At 73.2% G+C, this 21,454-nt stretch carries 17 protein-coding genes and 1 pseudogene; 9 read left to right on the forward strand and 9 right to left on the reverse strand.

Features of this window, described 5'->3' with window-relative positions; all coding sequences use genetic code 11:
• The first annotated feature begins 192 nt into the window (after nucleotides 1-192).
• From ABD369_RS31830 to ABD369_RS31845, 4 genes are all read left to right on the forward strand, one after another.
• Nucleotides 193-1,044 (forward strand): DUF6643 family protein, encoded by an 852-nt coding sequence (locus ABD369_RS31830; protein WP_344640069.1) that lies wholly within the window; start codon nucleotides 193-195, stop codon nucleotides 1,042-1,044.
• A 169-nt stretch (nucleotides 1,045-1,213) separates the two neighbouring features.
• A complete protein-coding gene (locus tag ABD369_RS31835) occupies nucleotides 1,214-2,098 on the forward strand; it encodes an MOSC domain-containing protein (protein WP_344640070.1) in 885 nt (294 codons plus the stop codon).
• Between the two features lie 155 nt (nucleotides 2,099-2,253).
• Entirely contained in the window at nucleotides 2,254-4,659 is a 2,406-nt protein-coding gene (locus ABD369_RS31840; RefSeq protein ID WP_344640071.1) for a right-handed parallel beta-helix repeat-containing protein, read from the forward strand.
• 159 nt (nucleotides 4,660-4,818) lie between these two features.
• Nucleotides 4,819-5,634, forward strand: coding sequence for a DeoR/GlpR family DNA-binding transcription regulator (locus ABD369_RS31845; RefSeq protein WP_344640072.1), 816 nt, complete (start codon nucleotides 4,819-4,821; stop codon nucleotides 5,632-5,634).
• Between the two features lie 104 nt (nucleotides 5,635-5,738).
• On the opposite strand, the gene ABD369_RS31850 is transcribed toward ABD369_RS31845, so the two are convergent.
• On the reverse strand, nucleotides 5,739-6,842 hold the full coding sequence (locus ABD369_RS31850; RefSeq protein WP_344640073.1) for a PLP-dependent cysteine synthase family protein: 1,104 nt from the start codon (nucleotides 6,840-6,842) through the stop codon (nucleotides 5,739-5,741).
• A 703-nt stretch (nucleotides 6,843-7,545) separates the two neighbouring features.
• Here ABD369_RS31850 and ABD369_RS31855 point away from each other — a divergent pair.
• The gene (locus ABD369_RS31855; protein WP_344640074.1) at nucleotides 7,546-7,989 is read left to right on the forward strand and encodes a VOC family protein; all 444 of its coding nucleotides are present in this window, start codon (nucleotides 7,546-7,548) and stop codon (nucleotides 7,987-7,989) included.
• Nucleotides 7,990-8,174: 185 nt separating this feature from the next.
• Here ABD369_RS31855 and ABD369_RS31860 read toward each other — a convergent pair.
• The 5 genes and pseudogenes from ABD369_RS31860 to ABD369_RS31880 all read right to left on the reverse strand — a co-directional run.
• Nucleotides 8,175-8,516, reverse strand: a pseudogene (locus ABD369_RS31860) (response regulator transcription factor); the annotation flags it as partial.
• A 4-nt stretch (nucleotides 8,517-8,520) separates the two neighbouring features.
• On the reverse strand, nucleotides 8,521-9,399 hold the full coding sequence (locus ABD369_RS31865; protein WP_344640075.1) for a PhzF family phenazine biosynthesis protein: 879 nt from the start codon (nucleotides 9,397-9,399) through the stop codon (nucleotides 8,521-8,523).
• A 149-nt stretch (nucleotides 9,400-9,548) separates the two neighbouring features.
• Entirely contained in the window at nucleotides 9,549-10,166 is a 618-nt protein-coding gene (locus ABD369_RS31870) for a class I SAM-dependent methyltransferase (protein ID WP_344640076.1), read from the reverse strand.
• A 344-nt stretch (nucleotides 10,167-10,510) separates the two neighbouring features.
• A complete protein-coding gene (locus ABD369_RS31875) occupies nucleotides 10,511-11,728 on the reverse strand; it encodes an alpha/beta fold hydrolase (RefSeq protein ID WP_344640077.1) in 1,218 nt (405 codons plus the stop codon).
• Nucleotides 11,729-12,099: 371 nt separating this feature from the next.
• Nucleotides 12,100-13,299 carry an ROK family protein gene (locus tag ABD369_RS31880; protein ID WP_344640078.1) on the reverse strand — a complete coding sequence of 400 codons (1,200 nt, stop codon included), beginning with the start codon at nucleotides 13,297-13,299 and terminating at the stop codon, nucleotides 12,100-12,102.
• 380 nt (nucleotides 13,300-13,679) lie between these two features.
• Between ABD369_RS31880 and ABD369_RS31885 the strand changes: the two genes are divergently transcribed.
• Entirely contained in the window at nucleotides 13,680-15,014 is a 1,335-nt protein-coding gene (locus ABD369_RS31885; RefSeq protein ID WP_425557824.1) for an MFS transporter, read from the forward strand.
• Nucleotides 15,015-15,309: 295 nt separating this feature from the next.
• Nucleotides 15,310-15,873 carry a HutD/Ves family protein gene (locus ABD369_RS31890; protein ID WP_344640079.1) on the forward strand — a complete coding sequence of 188 codons (564 nt, stop codon included), beginning with the start codon at nucleotides 15,310-15,312 and terminating at the stop codon, nucleotides 15,871-15,873.
• Between the two features lie 313 nt (nucleotides 15,874-16,186).
• On the opposite strand, the gene ABD369_RS31895 is transcribed toward ABD369_RS31890, so the two are convergent.
• The gene (locus ABD369_RS31895; RefSeq protein ID WP_344640080.1) at nucleotides 16,187-16,954 is read right to left on the reverse strand and encodes an acyltransferase; all 768 of its coding nucleotides are present in this window, start codon (nucleotides 16,952-16,954) and stop codon (nucleotides 16,187-16,189) included.
• A 186-nt stretch (nucleotides 16,955-17,140) separates the two neighbouring features.
• Complete coding sequence (locus ABD369_RS31900; RefSeq protein ID WP_344640081.1) at nucleotides 17,141-17,905, reverse strand: enoyl-CoA hydratase family protein; 765 nt, start codon at nucleotides 17,903-17,905, stop codon at nucleotides 17,141-17,143.
• Nucleotides 17,906-18,129: 224 nt separating this feature from the next.
• On the opposite strand from ABD369_RS31900, the gene ABD369_RS31905 reads away from it, so the two are divergent.
• Nucleotides 18,130-18,930, forward strand: coding sequence for an ATP-grasp domain-containing protein (locus tag ABD369_RS31905; RefSeq protein WP_344640082.1), 801 nt, complete (start codon nucleotides 18,130-18,132; stop codon nucleotides 18,928-18,930).
• Nucleotides 18,931-18,986: 56 nt separating this feature from the next.
• Here ABD369_RS31905 and ABD369_RS31910 read toward each other — a convergent pair whose 3' ends face one another.
• Complete coding sequence (locus tag ABD369_RS31910; RefSeq protein ID WP_344640083.1) at nucleotides 18,987-20,273, reverse strand: MFS transporter; 1,287 nt, start codon at nucleotides 20,271-20,273, stop codon at nucleotides 18,987-18,989.
• Nucleotides 20,274-20,398: 125 nt separating this feature from the next.
• Here ABD369_RS31910 and ABD369_RS31915 point away from each other — a divergent pair, with 125 nt between their 5' ends.
• Complete coding sequence (locus ABD369_RS31915) at nucleotides 20,399-21,382, forward strand: ArsR/SmtB family transcription factor (protein WP_344640084.1); 984 nt, start codon at nucleotides 20,399-20,401, stop codon at nucleotides 21,380-21,382.
• Nucleotides 21,383-21,454 lie beyond the last annotated feature (72 nt).

The raw sequence follows: 21,454 nt of genomic DNA on the forward strand, positions 1-21,454 counted from the left end.
ATTACGTCCGGAAGGTGGCGTTCGTCCGCTGTTCGACTGTCCATCAGACGACGGATTGGCCGAATCTGAACCAGCAAAATGTCGGATCTAAGCAAGTTCGAGCGGTTTGTGCGAGCGAAGACTCTGTAAACACTCGAACTCCTGGGCCTTCCAGTCTCCTCAGCAGGCACAGTTGGGCTTACGGTATGCCCCATGACCTCGCCCCGCTCCTACGACGGAGTCGGCTACCCCTCTCCGTCCTTCTCCTCCGGCACGCCCATCTACGACAGCCTCGTCGCAGAGCGCGGGGTGCCGCAGATCGCCCCGATCAACGTGCCGGCGGCACTGCCGCCCGCCCTCCCGTCCGGCTATGCCTCGACGTCCGGCTACGGCGCGTCCGGCTACGGCCCGGGCGCGCAGGGCTTCGGCGCCCCCGGCCTGCCCGCCCCGGCGATCCCGACTCCCGGTCTCCCGACTCCGGGCTTCGGGACCCAGGGCCTTGACGGCCCGACGGGCAACCTGCCCGCGCTGCCTCCGGCCCGCCTCGCGCTCGGCCCGGGCTCCGGTGGCAGCGGGCCCGCCACCGCGTACCTGCCCGCACAGGCGGCCCCGGTCCCGGCCGGGTACGCGGCCGCGCCGCAGCCGCCCGCACCCGGCTACGGCGGTGTGCAGCCGGTCCTGCCGTCGCAGCGGCCGGTGGTTCCCGTCCCCGCCCAGTCGTTCCAGCCGCAGGCCGGCCAGAGTCTCGGCGGTCAGAACGGCTTCGCGTCGGCCCCGCAGGGCTTCGGCGGGCAGCCCTCCGGCGGCCTGCCGGGCCAGGGCGGGCCGAACGGCCAGAGCTTCGGCGGGCAGGGCTTCGGCGGCCAGCCGTTCGGCGGCCAGGCGCAGCAGGGTTTCGCCGACCAGAGCCTCGGCGGGAACCAGTTCCGCCCCGCCGCGCCGGTCGCGCCCGTGCGGCCGGTCCAGCCGCAACGTCCGGCGCAGTACGGCGAGCAGCAGTACCAGCAGGGCCTGGGCCAGCAGTTCGCCAACCCGCAGGCCGGCCTGCAGGCCAACGCCTTCTGACCGGCCGCGCGCCCACCGAGTAGCACCCGGAGAACCACAGGACCCGGCGAACGAGGGCGCCGGGCCCGGCAGGGCAAGGGTCGTCCGCGAGGGCCGTCCCGATCGCAGCATGCCTGCGATGGGGACGGCCCTCGCACATATGCACTACTGATGCTGGCAGGATGTCGACATGCCACAGCTCACCGCACTTCACCTCCACCCGTTGAAGTCCGCCTACCGACTGAGCCCCGGGAGCGCCCGGGTCGAACCCTGGGGCCTGGCGGGCGACCGCCGGTGGATGCTGGTCGACGAACGGGGCAAGGCGTACACCCAGCGCGAGAACCCGGCCGTCGGCCGGTTCAAGGTGCTGCCCGGCGAGGACGGCTCGCTGACCGTGACCGGTCCGGACGGTGCCCACCTGGTGGTGGTCGCGCCGTCGGGCGCCGCGGGCGCCGAGCGGGTCAACGCGGACATCTTCGGCTCGGTCTTCGAGGCGGCGCCGGCGGGCGAGGAGGCGCAGCGGTGGTTCGGCGAGCGGCTCCCGGGTGTGCGGCTGCTGCACCTGGACGATCCGCGCAGCCGCGCGGTGAGCCCGGAGTACTCCGAGCCGGGCGAGACCGTGTCGATGGCCGACGGCTTCCCGCTGCTGCTCACCACCACGGCCTCGCTCGCCGCGCTGAACGAGCTGATCGCCGCCGAACACCCGGGGGACGAGGTCAATGGTGCGGCGCTCCCGATGGAGCGATTCCGCCCCAACCTGGTGGTCTCCGGCACCGAGGCATGGGCCGAGGACGGCTGGCGCCGGATCCGGGTCGGCGAGCTGACGTTCCGGGTGGTCAAGCCCTGCGGCCGGTGCGTGATCACCACCACCGACCAGGAGACCGGCGAGCGTTTCCATGAGCCGTTGCGGACGCTGGCCAAGTACCGCCGCTTCGGGAAGAGCCTGGTGTTCGGCCAGAACCTGATCCCGGACCGCCCGGAGGGCGTGTCGGGCGACCTGCTCGGCACCGTCCGGCTCGGTGACGAGGTCACCGTACTGGAGGAGGGTCCGCGTCCGGAGCCGGACCGGCGCTGACCGGAAGTGACCAGCGCTGACCGTGGCAGGCTGTGGCACCGGCACCCGGGGTCCGCTCGCTCGTTGTCCTCGGTGAGCGTCCGAGGGCCCGGGCCGGGCACGCTACCGTGGGCACGGGGCGGGCAGGTTCGATGAAGGTGGGATGACGGTTCGTCATGGGTGAGCACAGGGTCCGGGTCACGCAGGACAGCGCCTCTCGGTGGCGGCGGCGCGCCGGGGATTACCAGACGCTGGGCGAGGCGCTCGCGGTGGCCGAACCCGGGGACACCCTGACGATCCGTCCCGGCACCTTCCGGGAGGGCCTGGTGGTCGACAAGCCGGTCACCCTGGTCGCCGCCGAGGGCCCGGGCACCGTCCGGATCGACCCGCCCGGCGGGGTCGCGCTGCTGATCACGGCCGCCGTCACGGTGCGCGACCTGGTGGTCGAGGGCAGCGAACTCTCCGCCCCCGCCGTACTGGTGACCGGCCCGGAGGCCGCCGCCGAACTGGTCGGCTGCCGGGTGACGGCACGCTCCTCGGCCGGTGTCGAGGTCGCCGACCGGGCCCGCGCCGCCCTGCGCGGCTGCACCGTGCACAATCCCTCGGGCCTCGGCATGCGGGTGCGCGCGCAGGCCGCCGCCGTGATCGAGGACAGCGAGCTCGCCGAGGCCGGGCAGGCCGCGCTCGCCGTCCTCGGCGGCTCGAGCGCCACGCTGGACCGCTGCCGGCTGCACCACGCGAGCGGCGCCGGGCTGCTCCTCGCCGACCCGGGCAGCAGCGCCGAGCTGACCGGCTGCGAGGTCTACGAGATCCGGGGTAGCGGTGTGCAGGCGGAGGGCCAGGCGGTCGGCCGGCTCGTCGACTGCACCGTCCGCCGGGTCTCCGGCAACGGCCTCACCCTGGACACCGATGCCGAGCTCACCCTCACCGGCTGCCGGGTGCACGACCTGCCGGAGAACGCCGCCGACCTGCGCGGCCGCTCCCGGCTGGTGCTGGAGCACAGCACCGTCCGGGACTTCGGGCGGGGCGCGCTGTCCATCTGGGACCAGGGCACCCGTGCCGAGGCGCTCGCCACCGAGATCCACAGCAGTGACGGCGACTACCCCGCCGTCTGGGTCAGCGACGGCGCCGGGCTCACCCTGGTGGACTGCTCGCTGCACGACCTCCCCGACGCCCTGTTCGTACTGGACCGGGACTCGCGTGCGAGCGCCAAGGACTGCTCGTTCAGCCGGATCCGCAGTTCGGCCGTCTCGGTCAGCAGCGGCGCGACCGTCGACCTCTCCGACTGCCGGATCCAGGACGCCGGTACCGGCCTGTGGTTCCGCGACCACGGCAGCGGCGGGCGGCTGACCGGCTGCGAGATCTCCGAGGTGGCCACCGGTGTGATCGTCACCAAGGGCGCCGACCCCGAACTGCGCGAGTGCACCGTGCGGGAGAGCGAGGACGCCGCCGTGTACGTCTCGGCGCAGGGGCGCGGTGTCTTCGAGGACTGCCGGGTCTCACACGGCAGGGGCTTCGGTTTCCACATCATCGACGGCTGCCGCACCGTGCTGACCCGCTGCCGGGCGGAGCAGAACGGCCGGGCGGGCTTCGAGTTCTCCGAGCCCGGGCCGGTCGCCGAGGGGTGCGTCTCGGACGACGTGCCTTCGACTGCGGACGTCCCGGCGCCGCGCAGCGTGCCCCCGGTTGGGGCCGTCGGCCGGGCCGTGGCGCAGACCGCCCCCGTGCCACTGGCGTCGGCTGCCTCGGCCGCACGGATCGCGCCGATTCCCGACTGCCGCCCGGCCGGCGAGGCGCTGGCCGAACTCGACGCGCTGGTGGGCCTGGCCACCGTGAAGCAGGAGGTCCGCACGCTGATCGACCTGATCTCGGTCGGCCGGCGGCGTCAGCAGGCCGGGCTGAAGGCGCCCTCACTCCGCCGCCACCTGGTCTTCACCGGCTCCCCCGGCACCGGGAAGACCACCGTGGCCCGGCTCTACGGCGAGATCCTGGCCTCGCTCGGGGTGCTGCAGCGCGGTCATCTGGTCGAGGTGGCCCGGGTCGACCTGGTCGGTGAGCACATCGGCTCCACCGCGATCCGCACCCAGGCCGCCTTCGACCGGGCCAGGGGCGGGCTGCTCTTCATCGACGAGGCCTACTCGCTGGCGCCCGAGGACGGTGCCAGGGACTTCGGCCGGGAGGCGATCGACACCCTGGTCAAGCTGATGGAGGACCACCGGGACGAGGTGGTGGTGATCGTGGCCGGCTACACCGCCGAGATGGAGCGCTTCCTGTCCACCAACCCCGGTGTTTCCTCCCGGTTCTCCCGCACCGTCACCTTCCCCGACTACTCGGCGGACGAGCTGCTGCAGATCGCCCGGGCCCAGTGCGCCGAGCACGAGTACGCCCTGACCGAGGCCGCCGAGTCCGCCCTGCTGGACCACTTCGGCTCGCTGGAGCGCGGTCCCGGCTTCGGCAACGGCCGCACCGCCCGGCTGGTCTTCGAGACCATGGTGGAGCGCCATGCGATGCGGGTGGCCCAGCTCCCCGACCCGTCCACCGAGGAGCTCCAACTGCTGGTCCCGGCGGACCTGCCCGGCTGACGGGCGACCGGGCGGCTGGCTGGACCCGCTGCTCCACCGATCTGCCGACCCACCTGCCTGCGGTCCGCGTCCGACCCGGTGCACCTGCCGACCGGCCGACGGGCTGTCCGGGGCGTCTGCGAGGATGGCAGCGGACGAGCCAACGGGAGGTGTGGACACGTGGCCGACAACGGCAATCTGCTGGCCGAGCAGCGGCGCGCGCTGATCCTCGACGAGGTCCGGCGGCGCGGCGGCGTCCGGGTCAACGAGCTGACCCGGCAGCTGAACGTCTCCGACATGACGATCCGTCGGGATCTGGACGCGCTGGCCCGGAGCGGCGTGATCGAGAAGGTACACGGCGGCGCCGTGATGGTCGAGGAGGCCCGCACCCACGAGCCCGGCTTCGAGGCCAAGTCGGTCCTCGAACTCTCCGCCAAGGAGCAGATCGCGCAGGCCGCCGCCGAGTTGGTCACCCCCGGCAGCGCCATCGCGCTCTCCGGTGGCACCACCACCTATGCGCTGGCCCAGCACCTCACCGAGATCGAGCAGTTGACGGTGGTCACCAACTCAGTCCGGGTCGCCGACGTCTTCGACCGGGCGCAGCGCACGACCGGCGCCCCGGCCGCCACCGTGGTCCTCACCGGCGGCGTGCGCACCCCCTCGGACGCCCTGGTCGGCCCGATCGCCGACCGGGCCATCCGCTCCCTCCACTTCGACCTGCTCTTCCTCGGCACCCACGGCCTCTCCCCCGAGGCGGGCCTGACCACCCCCAACCTCGCCGAGGCGGAGACGAACCGGAACTTCATCGCCTCCGCCCGCCGCGTCATCGCCGTCGCCGACCACACCAAGTGGGGCATCGTCGGCCTCTCGACCTTCGCCGCCCTCGCCGAGGTCGACACCTGGGTGACGGACTCGGGCCTGCCCGCCGAGGCGGCGTCGGTGGCCCGCGAGCACGTACGGGAACTCGTCCTGGCTCAAGAAGGTAGAGCCGGCTGACCGGTTGAGGTACCGGGGCTGGACACTCCAGCCGTCGACAACGCGGGTTGGCGGAACGCCTGCGTCCGGTAGGTCTGTTGACGCTTCCCGACGGTGGTGCCGGGTCAGCCCAGCAGGCCGGTGCCGTTGAGGAAGGCTTCCAGTTCGTCCTGGTACGGGGCGATGTCGATGCCCTGGCCGGCCAGCCAGTCGTCGGAGTAGTACTTGTCGAGGTAGCGGTCGCCGGGGTCGCAGATCAGGGTGACCACGCTGCCGCGCCGACCGGAGGCGCGCATTTCGGCGACGATCCGCAGTGCGCTCCACAGGCCCGTACCGGTGGAGGCGCCGGCCTTCTTGCCGAGTTGGTGTTCCAGGACCCGGATGGCGGCGATCGAGGCGCCGTCGGGGACCTTCATCATCCGGTCGATGGCGCCGGGGACGAAGCTGGGTTCCATCCGGGGGCGGCCGATGCCCTCGATCCGGGAGCCGCGGTCGCAGGTGGCGGACGGGTCGTGGCTGACCCAGCCCTCGAAGAAGCAGGAGTTCTCCGGGTCGGCGACGCAGATCAGGGTGTCGTACTGCATGTAGTGGACGTAGCGGGCGATGGTGGCGGAGGTGCCGCCGGTGCCGGCGGTGGCGACGATCCAGGTGGGCTCGGGGTGGGGTTCCAGGCGAAGCTGGGCGAAGATCGACTCGGCGATGTTGTTGTTGCCGCGCCAGTCGGTGGCCCGCTCGGCGTAGGTGAACTGGTCCATGTAGTGGCCGCCGGTCTCCTCGGCGAGCCGGGCCGACACCTCGTACACCTCGGCCGGGTCGGCGACCAGGTGGCAGGTGCCGCCGTGGAACTCGATCAAGTCGATCTTGGCCTGGCTGGTGGTCTTGGCCATCACCGCGATGAACGGCACACCGATCAGCTTGGCGAAGTACGCCTCCGAGACGGCGGTCGAACCGCTGGACGCCTCGATCACGGGCTTGCCGGGTCTGATCCAGCCGTTGCACAGGCCGTAGAGGAACAGCGATCTGGCCAGGCGGTGCTTCAGGCTACCGGTCGGGTGGGTCGACTCGTCCTTCAGGTAGAGGTCGATGCCCCACTCCTCGGGGAGCGGGAAGCGCAGCAGGTGGGTGTCTGCGGAGCGGTTGGCATCGGCCTGCACCTTGCGGACGGCCTCGTTCAGCCAGGCCCGGTACTCCAGGTCGGAACGGTCCACGTCCAGCGTCTCGATGCTCATTGCACACCCTCTCGGATCGGCGGAAACTCGGCAAAAAGCCCATGGGTACGACCAACCGAGTGTAACAATTGACTACGAAAAGTAATCTTTTTAAGAGTTCCAGCTTCCGCTTATCGGACTTGCCGTTGGCGGGCCTGTCGGCCCGCGACCGCCGATCGCGGTGTCGGGGGGCCGGCCGAAGGCGTCCGGCCGGGGGGTGTCCGGCCCCGACCGGAGGTGTCGCGGGGGCGTTACGGCTGCTTGCCGTGGCCCGGCTCTCGTCCGCCGTGTCTGTCCGGCCGCTCGAGGAGCACCGCGCGCCGGGCCCGGTTTCCTCGGCGTCGATCTCGCCCTGGGCGTAGCGGCGGCCGAGCACCGCGAGCGGGCTGTCGCCGAAGGCGGCCGAGCACCGCGAGCGGGCTGTCGCCGAAGGCGGCCGAGCACCGCGAGCGGGCTGTCGCCGAAGGCGGCCCAGCGTCGCCGCCCGACCGTGCGCCGCAGCAGCAACGTGGCGAAGAAGATCACCACCAGCCAGCAGAACGGGATCACCAGCAGCCACGGGCCGGGGCCGGTCCAGCGGTCGTGGTCCGCGATCGGCAGTGCGGCCAGCGGCAGTGTGGTCAGTGTGGTCATCGGGGCCATCTCCTCGTGGGTCGGTCCTGGGTCCCGGGCACCTTGGGCATCCCGCCGCGGCGGCCGCCACGCGTCGTAGGGGCAGCGGCAGTTGCGCTACTTCCCGGGGCGTAGCGGCACCGGACTGCCTAGCCTGGAGGAGGAGGTGGTGGAGATGCTGACCGATGCCCCCGTCCACGCCGTGATCCCGGCCACCGACCTCGAACGGGCCACCGCGTTCTACCGCGACACCCTGGGCCTGAAGCTCGCGCTGGACTCCGAGCAGGAGGTCCGGTTCGAGAGCGGAGGCACCGTCTTCTCGGTCTACCGGACGCCCAACGGCGGCAAGGCCGGGCACACGCTGGCGAGTTGGCAGGTAGCCGACCTCGCCGCCGAGATGGCCGAGCTGCGCTCGCGCGGGGTGGCTTTCGAGGACTACGACCTGCCGGGGCTCAAGACGGTCAACGGTGTCGCGGAGGCGGAGGGCATGCGCTGCAGCTGGTTCAAGGACAGCGAGGGCAACGCCCTGTGCCTGGTGGAGGAGCGCACGCGGTAGCCGTCCGATACGCCGTTTTCCGATCCGCGCCCGGCGGTTGAGCGTGCGGGGGGCACGCAGCAGCCGACGCGCGCCCGGTCGGGCGTACCGGCCGGTCGCGCCGGTCAGCCGTGTCGGTGGGCCTGGTCCGTGAGGCACGTAGGTGGGCCGAGGCCCTCAAGCAGGTCCTGGCCGACCGGGCCCGGTCAGCCGTGCCGCGGCCGGGCCGGCCAGCCGAGCCAGCCAGGCCGGACCAGCCCGGTCTCGTATGCCAGCACCACCAGCTGGGCCCGGTCGCGGGCGCCGAGTTTCACCATGGCCCGGCTGACATGGGTCTTGCCGGTGAGCGGGCTGACCACCAGTCGGCGGGCGGTGTCCTCGCTGGACAGGCCCGTGCCTACCAGCGCCAGCACCTCGCGTTCCCGGTCGGTGAGCCGGTCCAGTCCGGCCGCCACCTGGTCGGGAGCCTTGGAGCGGGCGGCGAACTCGCCGATCAGACGCCGGGTGACACCGAGCGAGAACAGTGCGTCACCGGCTGCGGCGCCCCGTGCCCTACCCGGCTACACCATCCGGTATCCGGACCGCCGCGCCGCTGACCCGTATCCGCAGGTCGCCCGGGCGCAGCTCGACCCGCAGGAGGCCGGGGCGGCCGAGGTCGACACCCTGGTGCAGGGTCAGCACGGCGGCTCCGGACTCCGCGGTCGGGGTCAGCTCGCCGAGTTCCCGCAGGTAGGCGCCGAAGGCGGCGGCCGCGGCACCGGTGGCCGGGTCCTCGACCACGCCGCCGACCGGGAACGGGTCACGGACGTGGAAGGTGTCGGCCGACTCCCGCCAGACCAGCTGGAGGGTCGTCAGGTCGAGCCTGGTCATGAAGGCGGCGAGCCGCTCGAAGTCATAGGCCAGGTCGGCGAGTCGGCGACGGGTCGCGACGGCCAGGACCAGGTGGCGGGCCCCGGCGTAGGCGATCCGCGGCGGCAGGGTCTGGTCCAGCTCCTCGCGGCGCCAGCCGAGTGCCGCGAGCGCCTCCGCCACGTCCGCGTCGGCGACCTGCTCGATGTACGGTTCGACGCTCGTCAGGGTGGCCTCGAGGACCCCGCCGGAGCCGGTGGTCACATCGACCGGGACCGTACCCGCGCGGGTCTCGAACACCACCCGGCCGGGGCCGATCCGCTCGGCCAGCGCCACGGCGGAGGCCACGGTCGCGTGTCCGCAGAACGGCACCTCGGCCTTGGGGCTGAAGTACCGCACGGTGTAGGAACGTTCGGGGCCCGGGGTGAGGAAGGCCGTCTCGGAGTAACCGAGTTCGGCGGCGATCGCGAGCCGGGCGGCCTCGTCCAGGCCGGTGGCGTCGAGCACCACGCCGGCGGGGTTGCCGCCGCCGGGGTCGGTGGTGAATGCCGTGTAGCGCAGCACCTCTGCAGAGATCGTCATGCCGATCCCGAACACCGCCCCGGCCGGGCTGATTCCCCTGCCGCCACGGTGGAGAGAGCACTTCCGGGGGCGCGGCGCTGCCCAAGCGATCGTGCGCCCGCGCACGCGGTGAAGGGGACGGCGGACCCGCCTCGGAACGCGCTCCCGCCTCAGCCGTTGCGGGTGGCCCACACCTCGACGAAGACACCCCGGTCCACGTCCTCGACCGTGAACCCGGCATCGGCGACGACGGCGGCGAACCCCTCCGGGTCCCAAACGGTGTACCAGCGCCTGCCGTCCGGCTCGTCGAGCCAGCCGGTGCGGCCGACGGCCTTGAGGCAGACGTACAGTCTGCCGCCGGGACGCAGCAACCGGGCGAACTGGCCGAGGACGTCCACGGCTTCGGCCGCGAGGAGGTGGACGAGCGATGCGGAGGCCCAGATCCCGTCGAAGGTACCGTCCGGGTACCGACTGCCGATGTCGCGCAGATCGCCCACGGTGGTGGGCGCGTGGGCACTCGCCATCGCGACGAACACCGGGTTCAGGTCGGCACCGCGGGCGACGTGTCCGTGGGCGATGAACCGGGCCAGGTCGCGGCCCGGGCCGCAGCCGGCGTCGAGGATCAGCGAGGGCACCGGCAACGAGCCGGCGAACCGCTCGGCCCGGTCGGACATCTTCGCCGCGTGGGCGGCCCGGTAGTCGTCGGCGTGGTCGGTGTAGACCGCGACGGACCGGGCGGCCTGGTCGACCGGCCGGTCCTCGCTGCCGGTGCCGCCGTGCGAGGTCATGCTCTCCCCCTGACACCCGGTCATGGCCGGGCCGCCTGCTCCGGACGTGGTGCTCCGCCCGTTGTCGATCACTGCCTCCAGTCTCCGCCCTGGTCCCGGACGGCCGGTGCCCGGGGTGCCGGTGCCGACGGCGGCGGTGACGGCCACGTGGATGACGACGGCGCGGGTCGTCGCGCATCGGCCCGCGTCGGCGAACCGCGCGAGGTCCGGGTGGCCCTGCGGCGCGGGACGGTGCGGACGGCCTCGACCTCGGCGGCTCCTATCACCAACGAACGCGTACCGTACCGGAGTTCAGGTCCGCAAGCGCCAGGTTGCCGTCGCCGCAGCCGTGTCCGGGTCCGTCGTCAAAGCCGGATCCCGGACACCTTCGGCGCTTCCCCGGGATCGTACTTCCGTTTCACGGGACCGGTTTTCGACACCGCCCGCGCGGTCGTCGGGGCCAGGTGGCTGACCTCGACGACGGCGGCTGCGAAGGCTTTCGGCGCCTCCTGGGGAAGGTTGTGTCCGGCGTGGGGAACGACGTGGTGTACCCGGGGTCCGGTGAAGTGCGGCGCCGACGCGGTCCCGTCGGTCCACGGAAGGCTTCCGTCCGCCTTGCCGTCGAGGGTGACGGCGGGGACCGTGATCGGCGGCTGCTTCAGCAGGCGCGCCTCCAGCTCGGCGTATCGGGGGTCGCCCGGTGCCGCCAGGCGCCGGGTGCGATAGCAGTTCAGCACGACGGCGAGGTAGTCCAGGTTTTCGAAGAGCTGGGCCGCACGGTCGAGATCGGCTTCGGTGAACCGCCACTCCGGCGAGTTCCTCTTCCAGACGACCCGCGCGAACTCCTTGGTGTTCTTCGCCAGTCCTGCCGCACCTCGCTTCGTCAGGAGGAAGTAGTAGTACCAGTGCGCGGATTCGACGTCCGGCGGGTCCGGTCGGTCGATCACCGAGGGATCGAGGTCCTGGATGAGATAGCTGTTCACCGAGACGAGCCCGGAACAGCGCTCCGGCCACAGCGCGGCGGCGACGCAGGCGCCTCGGCCGCCCCAGTCGTATCCGCCGAGGATGGCGCGCCGGATGCCCAGCGCGTCCATGAACGCGATGACGTCCGCACCGAGGGCGGCCTGCTGGCCGGACCGGACGGTGGCCCGGTGCCGGAACACGGTGGGACCGTGGCCGCGCAGGTACGGCACGTAGCAGCGGAAACCCCGGCCGGCCAGCTCGGGCACGACCTCCTGGTAGGCGTACGGGCTGTAGGGCCAGCCGTGGCCGAGGACGACCGGCCTGCCGTCGGCCGGCCCCGCCTGGTGGTAGGCGATGTCGAGCAGGTCGGTGCGCACGCGGCGGACCGGCCCGAGCCCGGTGGCCGGCTTCGCGGCGTCGACTCCGGCCTGCTCGGCGGTACCGGCCGTATCGTACGTACCGGCCGTACCGGCCGTGGTTCGGTCTGCCGTGTCCGGACCTGCCGAACCTGGCTTCCCGCCGCTGGTCGGAGCATCGGCGGCCGCCGCCGAGAGACCCCCGGCGGTAACCGATGCCGCGCCTATGGTGAGCACCTTGGAGAAGCTTCTCCTGTTGATCATCTGGGATCCGTCCTGCCGGAGAGCGACCTCGAGCGCACTGAGACGGCGCGGGGAAGCACGGCTTACCGGGATCGCGGACCGACTGGCCGCACCGGGACCGGCAGACGACATGCTAGGAGCAGCTGACGCCGTCCACCACGTGGGGCGCACTGCCGGTGACGGAGCGCGACAGCAGGTGCCCACGCGCGGCCTCTGCGCTTGACCTCTGCGCCCCGCGCTCCCCCGCTCACCGCCCATGCCCGCGGCCTCGGCTCCGCCCCGCCGACCGTCCGCTCCGCGCCGCGCTCCCGGAGGAGCGGAGATCGGAAAACAGGGAGAGGATCCCTGAGCGTTCGCCCGCCGCCGCGCAGCGGGCGGCGGGCGGCGCGGCGTCAGGCCGTGGCCACCGCCTGCGGATCATGAAGGTAGGGCTCCCAGGCGAGTTCGGCCGCGCCGACGAGTCCCGCGTGGGTGACCTCGGCAGCCACGATCGGCACCCGCCCGCTGCGGCCCCACAGGCAGCGGTCCGCGACCACCGAGGCCAGGCGTTCCGGGGCGGCGGCGAGCAGGTCGCGGTGCAGTCCACTGAGCACGATGCGGTCGGGGTTGAGGATGTTGACCATCCCGGCCAGCCCCAGGCCGAGGCGGTCCACCACGCGTTCGACGACGGCCAGTGCCTCGGGGTCCTCGGCGGCGGACCGGGCCAGTTCGCGGGCCTGGTCGAACAGCGGGCGGCCCGGGTCCGGGGTACGGCCGGCGGCGGCGAACAGGGCGTCCGGATCGGTCTCCGCGTTCAGGCAGCCACGGTTGCCGCACTGGCACGGACGGCCCAGCGGATCGACGGTCAGATGGCCGACCTCGAGGGCCAGTCCGGCGCTGCCGGTGTGCAGCCGGCCGTCGATGACCAGCGCTCCGCCGACACCCCGGTGGCCCGAGGTGACCAGCAGCAGATGCCGTGCCCCGCGTCCGGCGCCATGGCGGTGCTCGGCGAGCGCGGCCAGGTTGGCGTCGTTGGCGACGGCGCTCGGGAACGGGCGCGGGACGCCGGGACCTAGGTCGGCCTTGCGGACCTCCTCGGCGAACAGGTCCGCGACGGGGGTGCCGCTCGGCCAGGCGAAGTGCAGTGCGGCCAGCGCGGTGCCGTCCGGTTCGGTCACCGGGTTGGGCAGCGCGAGCGCCGCGCCCAGGCAGCGGCGGCCGGACGCGCGGGCCAGCCCGGCACCGGCGGTGGTGACAGTGCGCAGCAGCCGTACCGGATCGGTCGAGGAGGGCAGCGGCAGGTGGACCGGCGGCTCAAGTCGGCCGCCGAGCCCTGCCAGTGCCACGCTCAGGCCGTCCGCGTGGATCTGTGCGGCGATCACCACCGGACCCGCCGGGTCGATGGCCAGTCGGTGCGAGGGGCGTCCCCGTCCGCCGCCGGCCGGGCTGGAGTCGACGGTGATCAGGCCGAGCGCCTCCAGTTCGCCGCTCACCGCGCCCGCGGTGGCCCGGGTCACGTCCAGCGCGCTGGTGAGCGCGGATCGGGTGGGCGCGCGGCCGGTGTGGATCAGCGCGAGCGCCGGCCCGAGCAGCGTACGGCCACGGTCCGGCACACTCCGGCGCGTGTCCGCGGTCCCTTGGCGACGCGCGTCCGTGACCCCTTGGCTGCGCGTGTCCGAAGCTCCCGAACGTCGCACATCGGCTGTGCCGCGCGGGCGCGAGCCCAGGAGCGGGTCACGGCTCGCGCCGCCGCGTGCAGCGGCATGCGCGCCGGCCGTCGCACGGCGCTCGGGACCTGCCGCCCGCTCCCCGGGACCGGACTGCTCCTCTCTGGCCGTCTGATCCACGGGCCCCGTCCACCCCTCGCAGGCCGTCTGCCCCTCGCGACCCGGCTGCCCCCCGGGAACCGGCCGGCCTGCGCCGGAGGGGCCCTGGGGGTCACCGGCCGGATACTGACTTGTTGGTGTGTGCGGCACCCCCCTATTCTGACTTTGTGCCGCTCCTAAACAAAACCCGCGCCCGTTCAGAAGCTCAGAATCCCCCGTTCGGCCGACCTGGCACCGCACCCGGACCCGGCACCGCCCCCAGCCGCTCCTGGTCCCCCGCCCGGATCGCCCTCACCGCGTTCTTCGCCGTCGACGGCTTCCTGTTCGCCGCCTGGGTGGTACGGATCCCCGACATCCGGGCCCAGGTCAGCGCATCGCACAGCGCACTCGGCCTGGCCCTGCTCTGCATCTCCGCCGGAGCGGTCGCCACCATGCCGCTGATCGGCAGACTCTGCGTCAGGTCCGGCAGCCGCCCGACCACCGTCGGCGCACTGGTCGCGCTCAGCCTCGCCGTACTGCTGCCCGCGCACATGCACTCGGTGCTCGGGCTCGGCCTGGTCCTGCTCCTGTTCGGCGCGGCCTACGGCGCCGCGAACGTCAGCATGAACAGCGCGGCCGTCGACCTCGTCGCCGAGCTCGACCGCCCCGTGATGCCCAGCTTCCACGCCGGCTACAGCCTCGGCGGACTGCTCGGCGCGGGGGTCGGCGGCCTGCTCGCCGGCCGGCTCAGCACAGCCTGGGCCCTCGGTCTCAGCGGACTGCTCGGTCTGCTGGTCACCGCCCTGGCCGGCACGGCCCTGCTGCGCAGCCCGGCCACGATCAGGCGCCCCGTGCCCAGGACGGCCGGACCCGACTCGACGGGTCCCGCCGCCGCGGCCGACCTGCGAGGTCCCAGGACTGGTTCAGCCACCGGCAGCCGCAGCGCGATGCCCACGCGCACCGCCGGGGTGCTGGTCCTGCTGCTCGGGCTGGTCGCCCTGTGCGACGCTTACGGAGAGGGCTCGCTCGCCGACTGGGCGACCCTGCACCTGACCGACGACGTCAGGGCGAGCGCCGGACTGGCCGCGACCGGCTTCGCCGCCTACGCCTTCGCGATGACCGCCGGACGGATCGCGGGCACCTGGCTCTCCATCCGGCTCGGCCAGACCAGGGTGGTGCTGTACGGCGGACTCACCGCCGGGACCGGGATGCTGATCGCCGCCCTCGCCTCGAACGTGCCCGTGGCGCTCGCCGGGTTCGTCCTGGTCGGACTCGGCCTGTCCAACATCTTCCCGCTCGCCATCGCACAGGCCGGTGCCATCGGCGGCCCGCGGGGCGTCGCCACCGCCTCCACCCTCGGCTACGCGGGCATGCTGATCGGCCCACCGGTGATCGGCTTCCTTGCCGACGCGACCAGCCTGCCGATCGCCCTCACCACTGTCGCCGCCACCTCGGCTCTCACCGGTCTCCTCGCGGTCGCCGTCCGTGCCCGGCGTACCCGCGAACGCACCGCGCCCGCCTAGGACTTGGGCAGGCACCACCGTCCGCTGGCGCGAGAAGCCCGGCAACGCGTGCCGGGCATGCCTCAGAGTGCGACGGGAGGTTCGTCCCGGCCTGCTCCTGCTCCTGCTCCTGCTCCTGCCGCGAGCCGAGCATCCGGCCGGATGCGGCGACCGGACGGGGCTGTGAGAGGCTCAGCCGCGAACACGGCGGTGCAGCGGCGTCGGAGCACTGAACGCTCAAGCGCCACAGCACCACAGCGCCGCAGCTCGGTCACTCCGGAGCTCGGGAGCACGACCTGCGAGGACGGGACGATCGATGACGGTTGAGGTACTGCTGGCCGAAGGACGGGCCGCGACGCCGTGGCTGAACGGCGGCGGGGTGACCCGCGAGGTCGCCGGATTCCCGGCGGGCGCCGGGCTGACCGAGTTCGCCTGGCGGGTGAGCCTCGCGGACGTGGCACACGGCGGCCCGTTCTCCCGCTTCGAGGGCGTGGACCGGGTGATCACGGTGGTCGAGGGCGCCGGTATGGCCCTGACGGTGGACGGTGCCGAGCACCGCATCGCGCAGCCGTACCGTCCGTTCGCCTTCTCCGGCGAGGCGGAGACCGGGTGTCGTCTGCTCGACGGACCGGTAGTCGACTTCAACGTCATGACCCGGCGCGGACACGCGACCGCCGAGGTGGAGATCACCGACGGCCGACGGGAGCTGCGGGTGCCGCCGACCGCCGTCGTCCTGCTGATCTGCCTCGCCGGGACCGCCGAACTCGGCTCCGCGGACGTCCGGTTGGGCCGGTACGACGCCGCCCTGCTGGAGCGGGGCGAGGAACTGCTGCAGGTGGACGGCGTGGTGGCGGTGGTGACGCTCCACCGGGCCGGCTGAGCGGGCGAGCGAGCGCTCGGGGCTCCCATCCAGTCGCCCAGCGGCTCGCCCGCAGCGCGGTCTTGGCATGTCGGCGGCGGCGGCACGCCGGTACGCCGACTGGTGCCGCCAGTACGGGGGCCGACCCGCACCGGAGCTCGCCCGGTCAGGTCCACGGCCCTTCCCACCCGAAGCTGTGCCGACACGGGCGCGTCCGGCACCTCCACCCCGACTGGAAACGGCAGTCCGGCCTTCCGGCCCGTCACAGCGGCGAGCCGGTCAGTATGGGTTCGGGCACCCGACCCGCTGCCGGGCGTACGGAGGCCCTCGGGTGTCAGCTCTGTTCGCCGGCGCCCTCGCCGGGCAGCCGCAGGTCCCAGCCGACCAGGGCCCGGAGCTGTTCGGCGGTGATGCCGTCCGGGATCGGGTTGGGCGGTTCGTGCCGAAGTGGCGGCTGCCAGCCGTCGGCGTCGGTCCAGTTGCGCACCACCTTGGCCGGAGCGCCCGCGACCACGCTGAAATCGGGGACCTCGCCCCGGACCACGGAGCCGGCCGCGACCACCACGTTGCGGCCGATCCGCGCGCCGGGCAGGATCACCGCCCCCGTGCCTATCCAGCTGCCGGAGCCGATCTCGACCGGCTCGTTGCGCGGCCACTGCTTGCCGATCGGCAGCTCGGTGTCGTGGTAGGAGTGCGCGGTGTCGGTGATGTAGACGTACGGGCCGGTCCAGACGTCGTCGCCGAGCACGATCGACTGGTGGCCGACGATGTGGCTGCCGCGTCCGATCACGCAGCCGCCGCCGATCCGCACGATCGGGTCGGGGCCGAGGTCCAGCCCGGGCAGGAACCCGGCCGAGATGGTCACGCGTTCGCCGATGATCGAGAACGGGCCGATGGTGATCCACTGTTCGTTGAACACGGCGCCGAGCGGGAACGCCAGCTTGGTGCCGTCGCCGAGTTCCCGGAACCGGTACGGGCCCGGGTTGTCATTGGAGACCGCGCCCACGCCCTGCACCCACTTCCACCCCCGGTGCACCAGCCGACCGGCCACGCGGCGGCCTCGGGAGCGGGTGGCGTTCAGGAACGTACGGACATTCGACATATGCCCAACGCTAGCTGGCCGGTGCCGCACCCCGGATGGCGGAGGGACCAAGATCACAGGACTTGGCCGGCCGGCCGCCGGGAGGCCACGCCACCGGGGGTACGAGGAGCCGGGCGGCCCTGAGACCCGAGGCCCCGGTCGCCCACCCCTCGCGCCCCCGGTTCCGGGCGCGTGGCTACCGCAGGGCTACTGGGCCCAGCGGGCGGGCCGGCGCTCCAGGAAGGAACGCATGCCCTCCTGGGCCTCGGGGGAGCCGAACAGCCGCGCGGACTGGGCGACCCGCTCGTCCGCGTCCCGCTCGAAGGAGGCCACCACATCCGCGTTGGTCAGCCGCTTGGACTCGGCGAGGCCCTGTGGCGAGCCCAGCCGGATGGCGTCCAGCACGGTCTTCAGCGTGGCCTCCGGATCCTCCACCGCCTCGGTGACCAGCCCGATCCGGGCTGCCTCGGCGGCCTGGAAGACCTCACCGGTCAGGTAGTAGCGGGAGGCTGCGCGCGGGTCCAGCTTGGGGCGCAGCGGGAGGGAGATCACCGCGGGCGCGAGACCGAGCCGGACCTCGGTGAAGGCGAAGCTGGAGAGCGGTCCGGCGATGGCGATGTCGGCGGCACCGAGCAGGCCGAGACCGCCGGCCCTGGCGGCGCCGTTGACCACGGCGATCACCGGCTTCGGGCAGTCGATGACGGCCCGTTGGATGTCCACCAGGCCGCGCGGCCCCACCGTGGGATCGGCACCGGTCGCCTCGGAGAGGTCCGCGCCCGCGCAGAACACCTTGCCGGTGTGGCCGAGCACCACCGCCCGGACCGCCGGGTCGGCGGCCGCGTCCGCGAGGCCCTTGGCGAGTTCGGCCATCAGCCGTGTGGAGAGGGCGTTGCGGTTGTGCGGGGAGTCGAGTTCCAGGGTGGTGACGGCATCGGCGGTGCTGATGCGGACGAGCGGCACTTCGGGGGTCATCGCGGCTGGGCCTGCTTTCCGGCTGAGGGGTGGTCGGACGGCGTGCGGTCGGCTCGTACGCGCACCCGGACCCCGCGGAACGGCCGGTGTGCGCGCGCCTTGGCGGACGGCCGGTGGCTGCGGCCGCCCGGAACGAGACTCTGGCACGAGCACCCGCCCCGGAACCAGAGCTCCCGGCAAATCCGCTGGCCCGCGCCGCTGCCGGTGCGGCAGCATCCTTCCCCATGAGCACCGGAAGCCTGTTCCTCCTCGCACCCAGGATCAACGAGACCGGCCTGCAGCTGCTGACCGCGGCCCGCCGGCGCGGGCTGCGTGCGCACACCGCCCGCAGCTGGCAGGTGCCCGAGGAACTGGCGGGACTGCGCCCGGCACACCTCTACGGCGGCCCGCTGTTCGCCGATGCGGTCGCCCGGGAGCTGGGCATCGCCGCGCTGGACGCCCCGGCCGACTGGCTCACCGCCCTGCCCCGGGAGCTGACCCGGCGCCGGGTCGAGTGCACCACGCTCGCCCTGGCCCGGCAGGTCCGCCGTCCGGCGTTCTTCAAGCCTCCGGTCGACAAGTTCTTCCCGGCCCGGATCCACCCGGACGGCAGTCGGCTGCCCGGACCGGACGCCCTGGACGACGACACCCTCGTCCTGGTCAGCGACGTGGTGACGTTCCGCCAGGAGTACCGGCTGTTCGTCCTGGACGGCGCGGTGCGGACGGCGAGCCGCTACGCGACCGACGGCGACCTGGACGTACGGCCGCTGGCCGAGGATCCGCTGCGGCGGGAGGTGGAGGCGTTCGCCGCCGAGGTACTGGCGGTCTGCGCGGAGGGGCTGCCGAGCGCGGTGGTGGTCGACATCGGCCTGCTCGCGGACGGGCGTTGGGCGGTGGTCGAGGCCAACCCGGCCTGGGCGAGCGGTGGTTACGGCTGCGACCCGGAGCACGTCCTGGACGTCGTCCTCCGCGCGGCCGGCCCCGACACCGCCGTCCTCGACCGCGACCGTCCCCACCTCCGGGACCTCCCCGCGGTCGTCCGTTAGCAGTGCGAGGGAGCACGCCGACCACGCCTTAACGGCCGTCCGCGGACCGGAAGCCCTCAACTGCCCTGGTGCGTGCCACTACCGGTTTTCCGGCGCTGCGCCCAGCGCACCGTCGGCGTCATCGCCAGCCCGCTGCTCGCGAAGATCGCGGCGAGCAGGGCCCACCCGACCGGCCCGTGGGCGATCACCACGGTGGTGATCAGGGCTGGGCCGAGCATCTGGGCAGTGGACATACCGGTGCCGAAGACGCCCTGGTACGCGCCGTGGGCGCCCTCGCCCGCGAGGTCGTAGCTCAGCGCCCAGCCGGCGGCCTGGGAGAAGATCTCACCGAGGGCCTGGAGTCCGACGCCGGCGACCACCAGCAGTGCTGCGGCCCAGGCGGAAACACCACCGGCCAGGGCCAGCACCAGGCAGGAGGCGGCGACCAGCAGGCCGCCCCGGCCGAAGATCCGGCCGGCCGCCTCGGGTTGTTCGGTGCCCTTGGTGGCCCGGAGTTGGAGAGCGACGACCACCAAGGTGTTGACGATCATGGAGCCGGCGACCATCACCCGCGGCGCATGGGTGTGCGAGACGATCCACAGCGGCACGCCGACCTCGAGCATCGCGAACTGCAGCCCGAGCAGCGCGTTGAGCCCGGTCACCGCGAGGAAGGGCGCATTGCGCAGCGCGGGGTTGCGGTCCTTGCCCTGTACGGCGGCACCGTCGGTGTCGGCGGTCCTGGCCCGGACCGGCACCGGGATCAGCGCGAAGAGCACCGCGACCAGTACGAAGGAGAGCGCGTCGCCGAGGAAGGCGGATACGTACGCAGCCCTGGTGTCGGCCTGCAGGGCGAGCGCGGCGACGGCCGTACCGGCACCGAGTCCGACGTTGGTGACCACCCGCAGGTAGGCCCGGCCGGCCACCCGGCGCTCGGCGGGCAGGACTTCGGCGTAGAGGGCGTTGCGGACGGCGGCGGACCCTCGGTCCACCGCCGTGACCAGGCAGGAGAGCAGCAGGAACGCGACGTAGTCGTGGACCAGAACGTATCCGACGGTCCCGACGGCGTCGATGGTGACCAGGGTGACCAGGACCGGCTTGCTTCCCCAGCGGTCGGCGGCCCGCCCGGCCGGGATGCCTGCCAGCACTCCGCACAGTCCGGCGGCGGTGAGCGCGGTACCGACCTGAGCTGCGCCGAAGCCGAGGAGCCGGGTGAAGAACAGGACGCCGAGAGTCGCGAAGAGGCCGTTGCCGAGGCAGTTGATCAGAGTGATCCCGGCGAGCCGGCGCACCATCGGATCGGGGTGCAGCGGGCTGCGGCGGCGTGCGGGCACGGCGGACGGAGTGACGGTTGTCGTGGGGGTCATGCCACGATCCCACCGTCCGCGGGCCGTTCCCGGTACTCATTTAGGCTATGGCTAACGCCTGAAGGCGCAGCGGGGGCTGCGACGTCGGCCGGTCCGGCGGCGCGAGAGGATCGTCGGGGGGACGGATGCACCTGTTCCGGCTCAGTACGGAGGACCTGGCGAGCGCCACCTTCGCCATCTCGCCGCTGCAGGAGGCGATGCTCAGCCTGCGGATGTGGAAGCACCCGGGCAGCTATCCGCTGCAGACCGAGTGGCTCGACCGGCTCCGGCCCGGGTTCGAGCGGCTGGACACGGTGCTGCTCCGTTCCCTGGTGGCGACCTCCAACAAGAACGTCCCGGACTTCCTGCCCCCCCGTCCGGCCACCCCCTTCCCGGACTTCCACAGCGAGCTGGCACGGGTCAGGTCGCTTCCGCCGGAGCGGCTGCGCCGGGAGCTGGAGAACACCCATCTGCCGCACGACCGGGTGCTGCCCGAGCCACTGGCCGCCGGGCTGTCCGACCCCGCCGGGCTGCTGGGGCGGATCGCCGACGCGGTGGCGGAGTACTGGGAGCGCTGCCTGGCGCCCGCCTGGTGGCCGCGCGCCCGCCCGGTGCTGCACGCGGACGTGGTGCACCGCTCCCGGATCCTGGCCGAGCGCGGCGCGGCAGCGCTCTTCACGGACCTGGACGGGCGGCTGCACTGGGCGGACGGCGTCCTGACGATCCGCCGGGACTGGGCCGACCACGACATCGAGATCGAGGTGGCCCGGCGCGGCCTGGTGTTCGTCCCGACCTGCTTCGCCACCGGTGCGGTCACCTCGATCAGCGACGAGCATCCGCCGACCATCATGTACCCGGCGCGCGGACAGGCCGGGATGTCCCCGGCCCCGCGGCCGACGCCGGCCCGGCGGGACCTGGAGCAACTGCTCGGCGCCCCGAAGGCGCGGCTGCTGGCGATGCTGGACGAGCCCGCCTCCACCACGGAACTCGCGGCCCGGCTCGGCGTCACCCCGGGCGCGGTCAGCCAGCACCTGGGGGTGCTGTTCGCCACCCGCCTGGTCGGCCGCACCCGGCACGGCCGGGTGGTGCTGTACGCGCGCACGCCGCTGGGCGACCAGCTGAACGGCTGACCGCCAGCCTATTCACCCGAGCAGCAAGTCGATCGGCGCTGCGGCCCGGTCCTCCCACCGTGCCCGCCGACG

Origin of the sequence: Kitasatospora cystarginea (assembly GCF_039533515.1) — a bacterium.
In the GTDB taxonomy this organism is placed as follows: domain Bacteria; phylum Actinomycetota; class Actinomycetes; order Streptomycetales; family Streptomycetaceae; genus Kitasatospora; species Kitasatospora cystarginea.

What these genes read in the sequence shown, in the direction of transcription:
- ABD369_RS31830 (WP_344640069.1), top strand. Translation starts at nt 193, where the DNA reads ATGACCTCGCCCCGCTCCTACGACGGAGTCGGCTACCCCTCTCCGTCC.
- ABD369_RS31835 (WP_344640070.1), top strand. Translation starts at nt 1,214, where the DNA reads ATGCCACAGCTCACCGCACTTCACCTCCACCCGTTGAAGTCCGCCTAC.
- ABD369_RS31840 (WP_344640071.1), top strand. Translation starts at nt 2,254, where the DNA reads ATGGGTGAGCACAGGGTCCGGGTCACGCAGGACAGCGCCTCTCGGTGG.
- ABD369_RS31850 (WP_344640073.1), bottom strand. Translation starts at nt 6,842, where the DNA reads ATGAGCATCGAGACGCTGGACGTGGACCGTTCCGACCTGGAGTACCGG.
- ABD369_RS31865 (WP_344640075.1), bottom strand. Translation starts at nt 9,399, where the DNA reads ATGACGATCTCTGCAGAGGTGCTGCGCTACACGGCATTCACCACCGAC.
- ABD369_RS31870 (WP_344640076.1), bottom strand. Translation starts at nt 10,166, where the DNA reads ATGACCTCGCACGGCGGCACCGGCAGCGAGGACCGGCCGGTCGACCAG.
- ABD369_RS31875 (WP_344640077.1), bottom strand. Translation starts at nt 11,728, where the DNA reads ATGATCAACAGGAGAAGCTTCTCCAAGGTGCTCACCATAGGCGCGGCA.
- ABD369_RS31890 (WP_344640079.1), top strand. Translation starts at nt 15,310, where the DNA reads ATGACGGTTGAGGTACTGCTGGCCGAAGGACGGGCCGCGACGCCGTGG.
- ABD369_RS31895 (WP_344640080.1), bottom strand. Translation starts at nt 16,954, where the DNA reads ATGTCGAATGTCCGTACGTTCCTGAACGCCACCCGCTCCCGAGGCCGC.
- ABD369_RS31900 (WP_344640081.1), bottom strand. Translation starts at nt 17,905, where the DNA reads ATGACCCCCGAAGTGCCGCTCGTCCGCATCAGCACCGCCGATGCCGTC.
- ABD369_RS31905 (WP_344640082.1), top strand. Translation starts at nt 18,130, where the DNA reads ATGAGCACCGGAAGCCTGTTCCTCCTCGCACCCAGGATCAACGAGACC.
- ABD369_RS31910 (WP_344640083.1), bottom strand. Translation starts at nt 20,273, where the DNA reads ATGACCCCCACGACAACCGTCACTCCGTCCGCCGTGCCCGCACGCCGC.
- ABD369_RS31915 (WP_344640084.1), top strand. Translation starts at nt 20,399, where the DNA reads ATGCACCTGTTCCGGCTCAGTACGGAGGACCTGGCGAGCGCCACCTTC.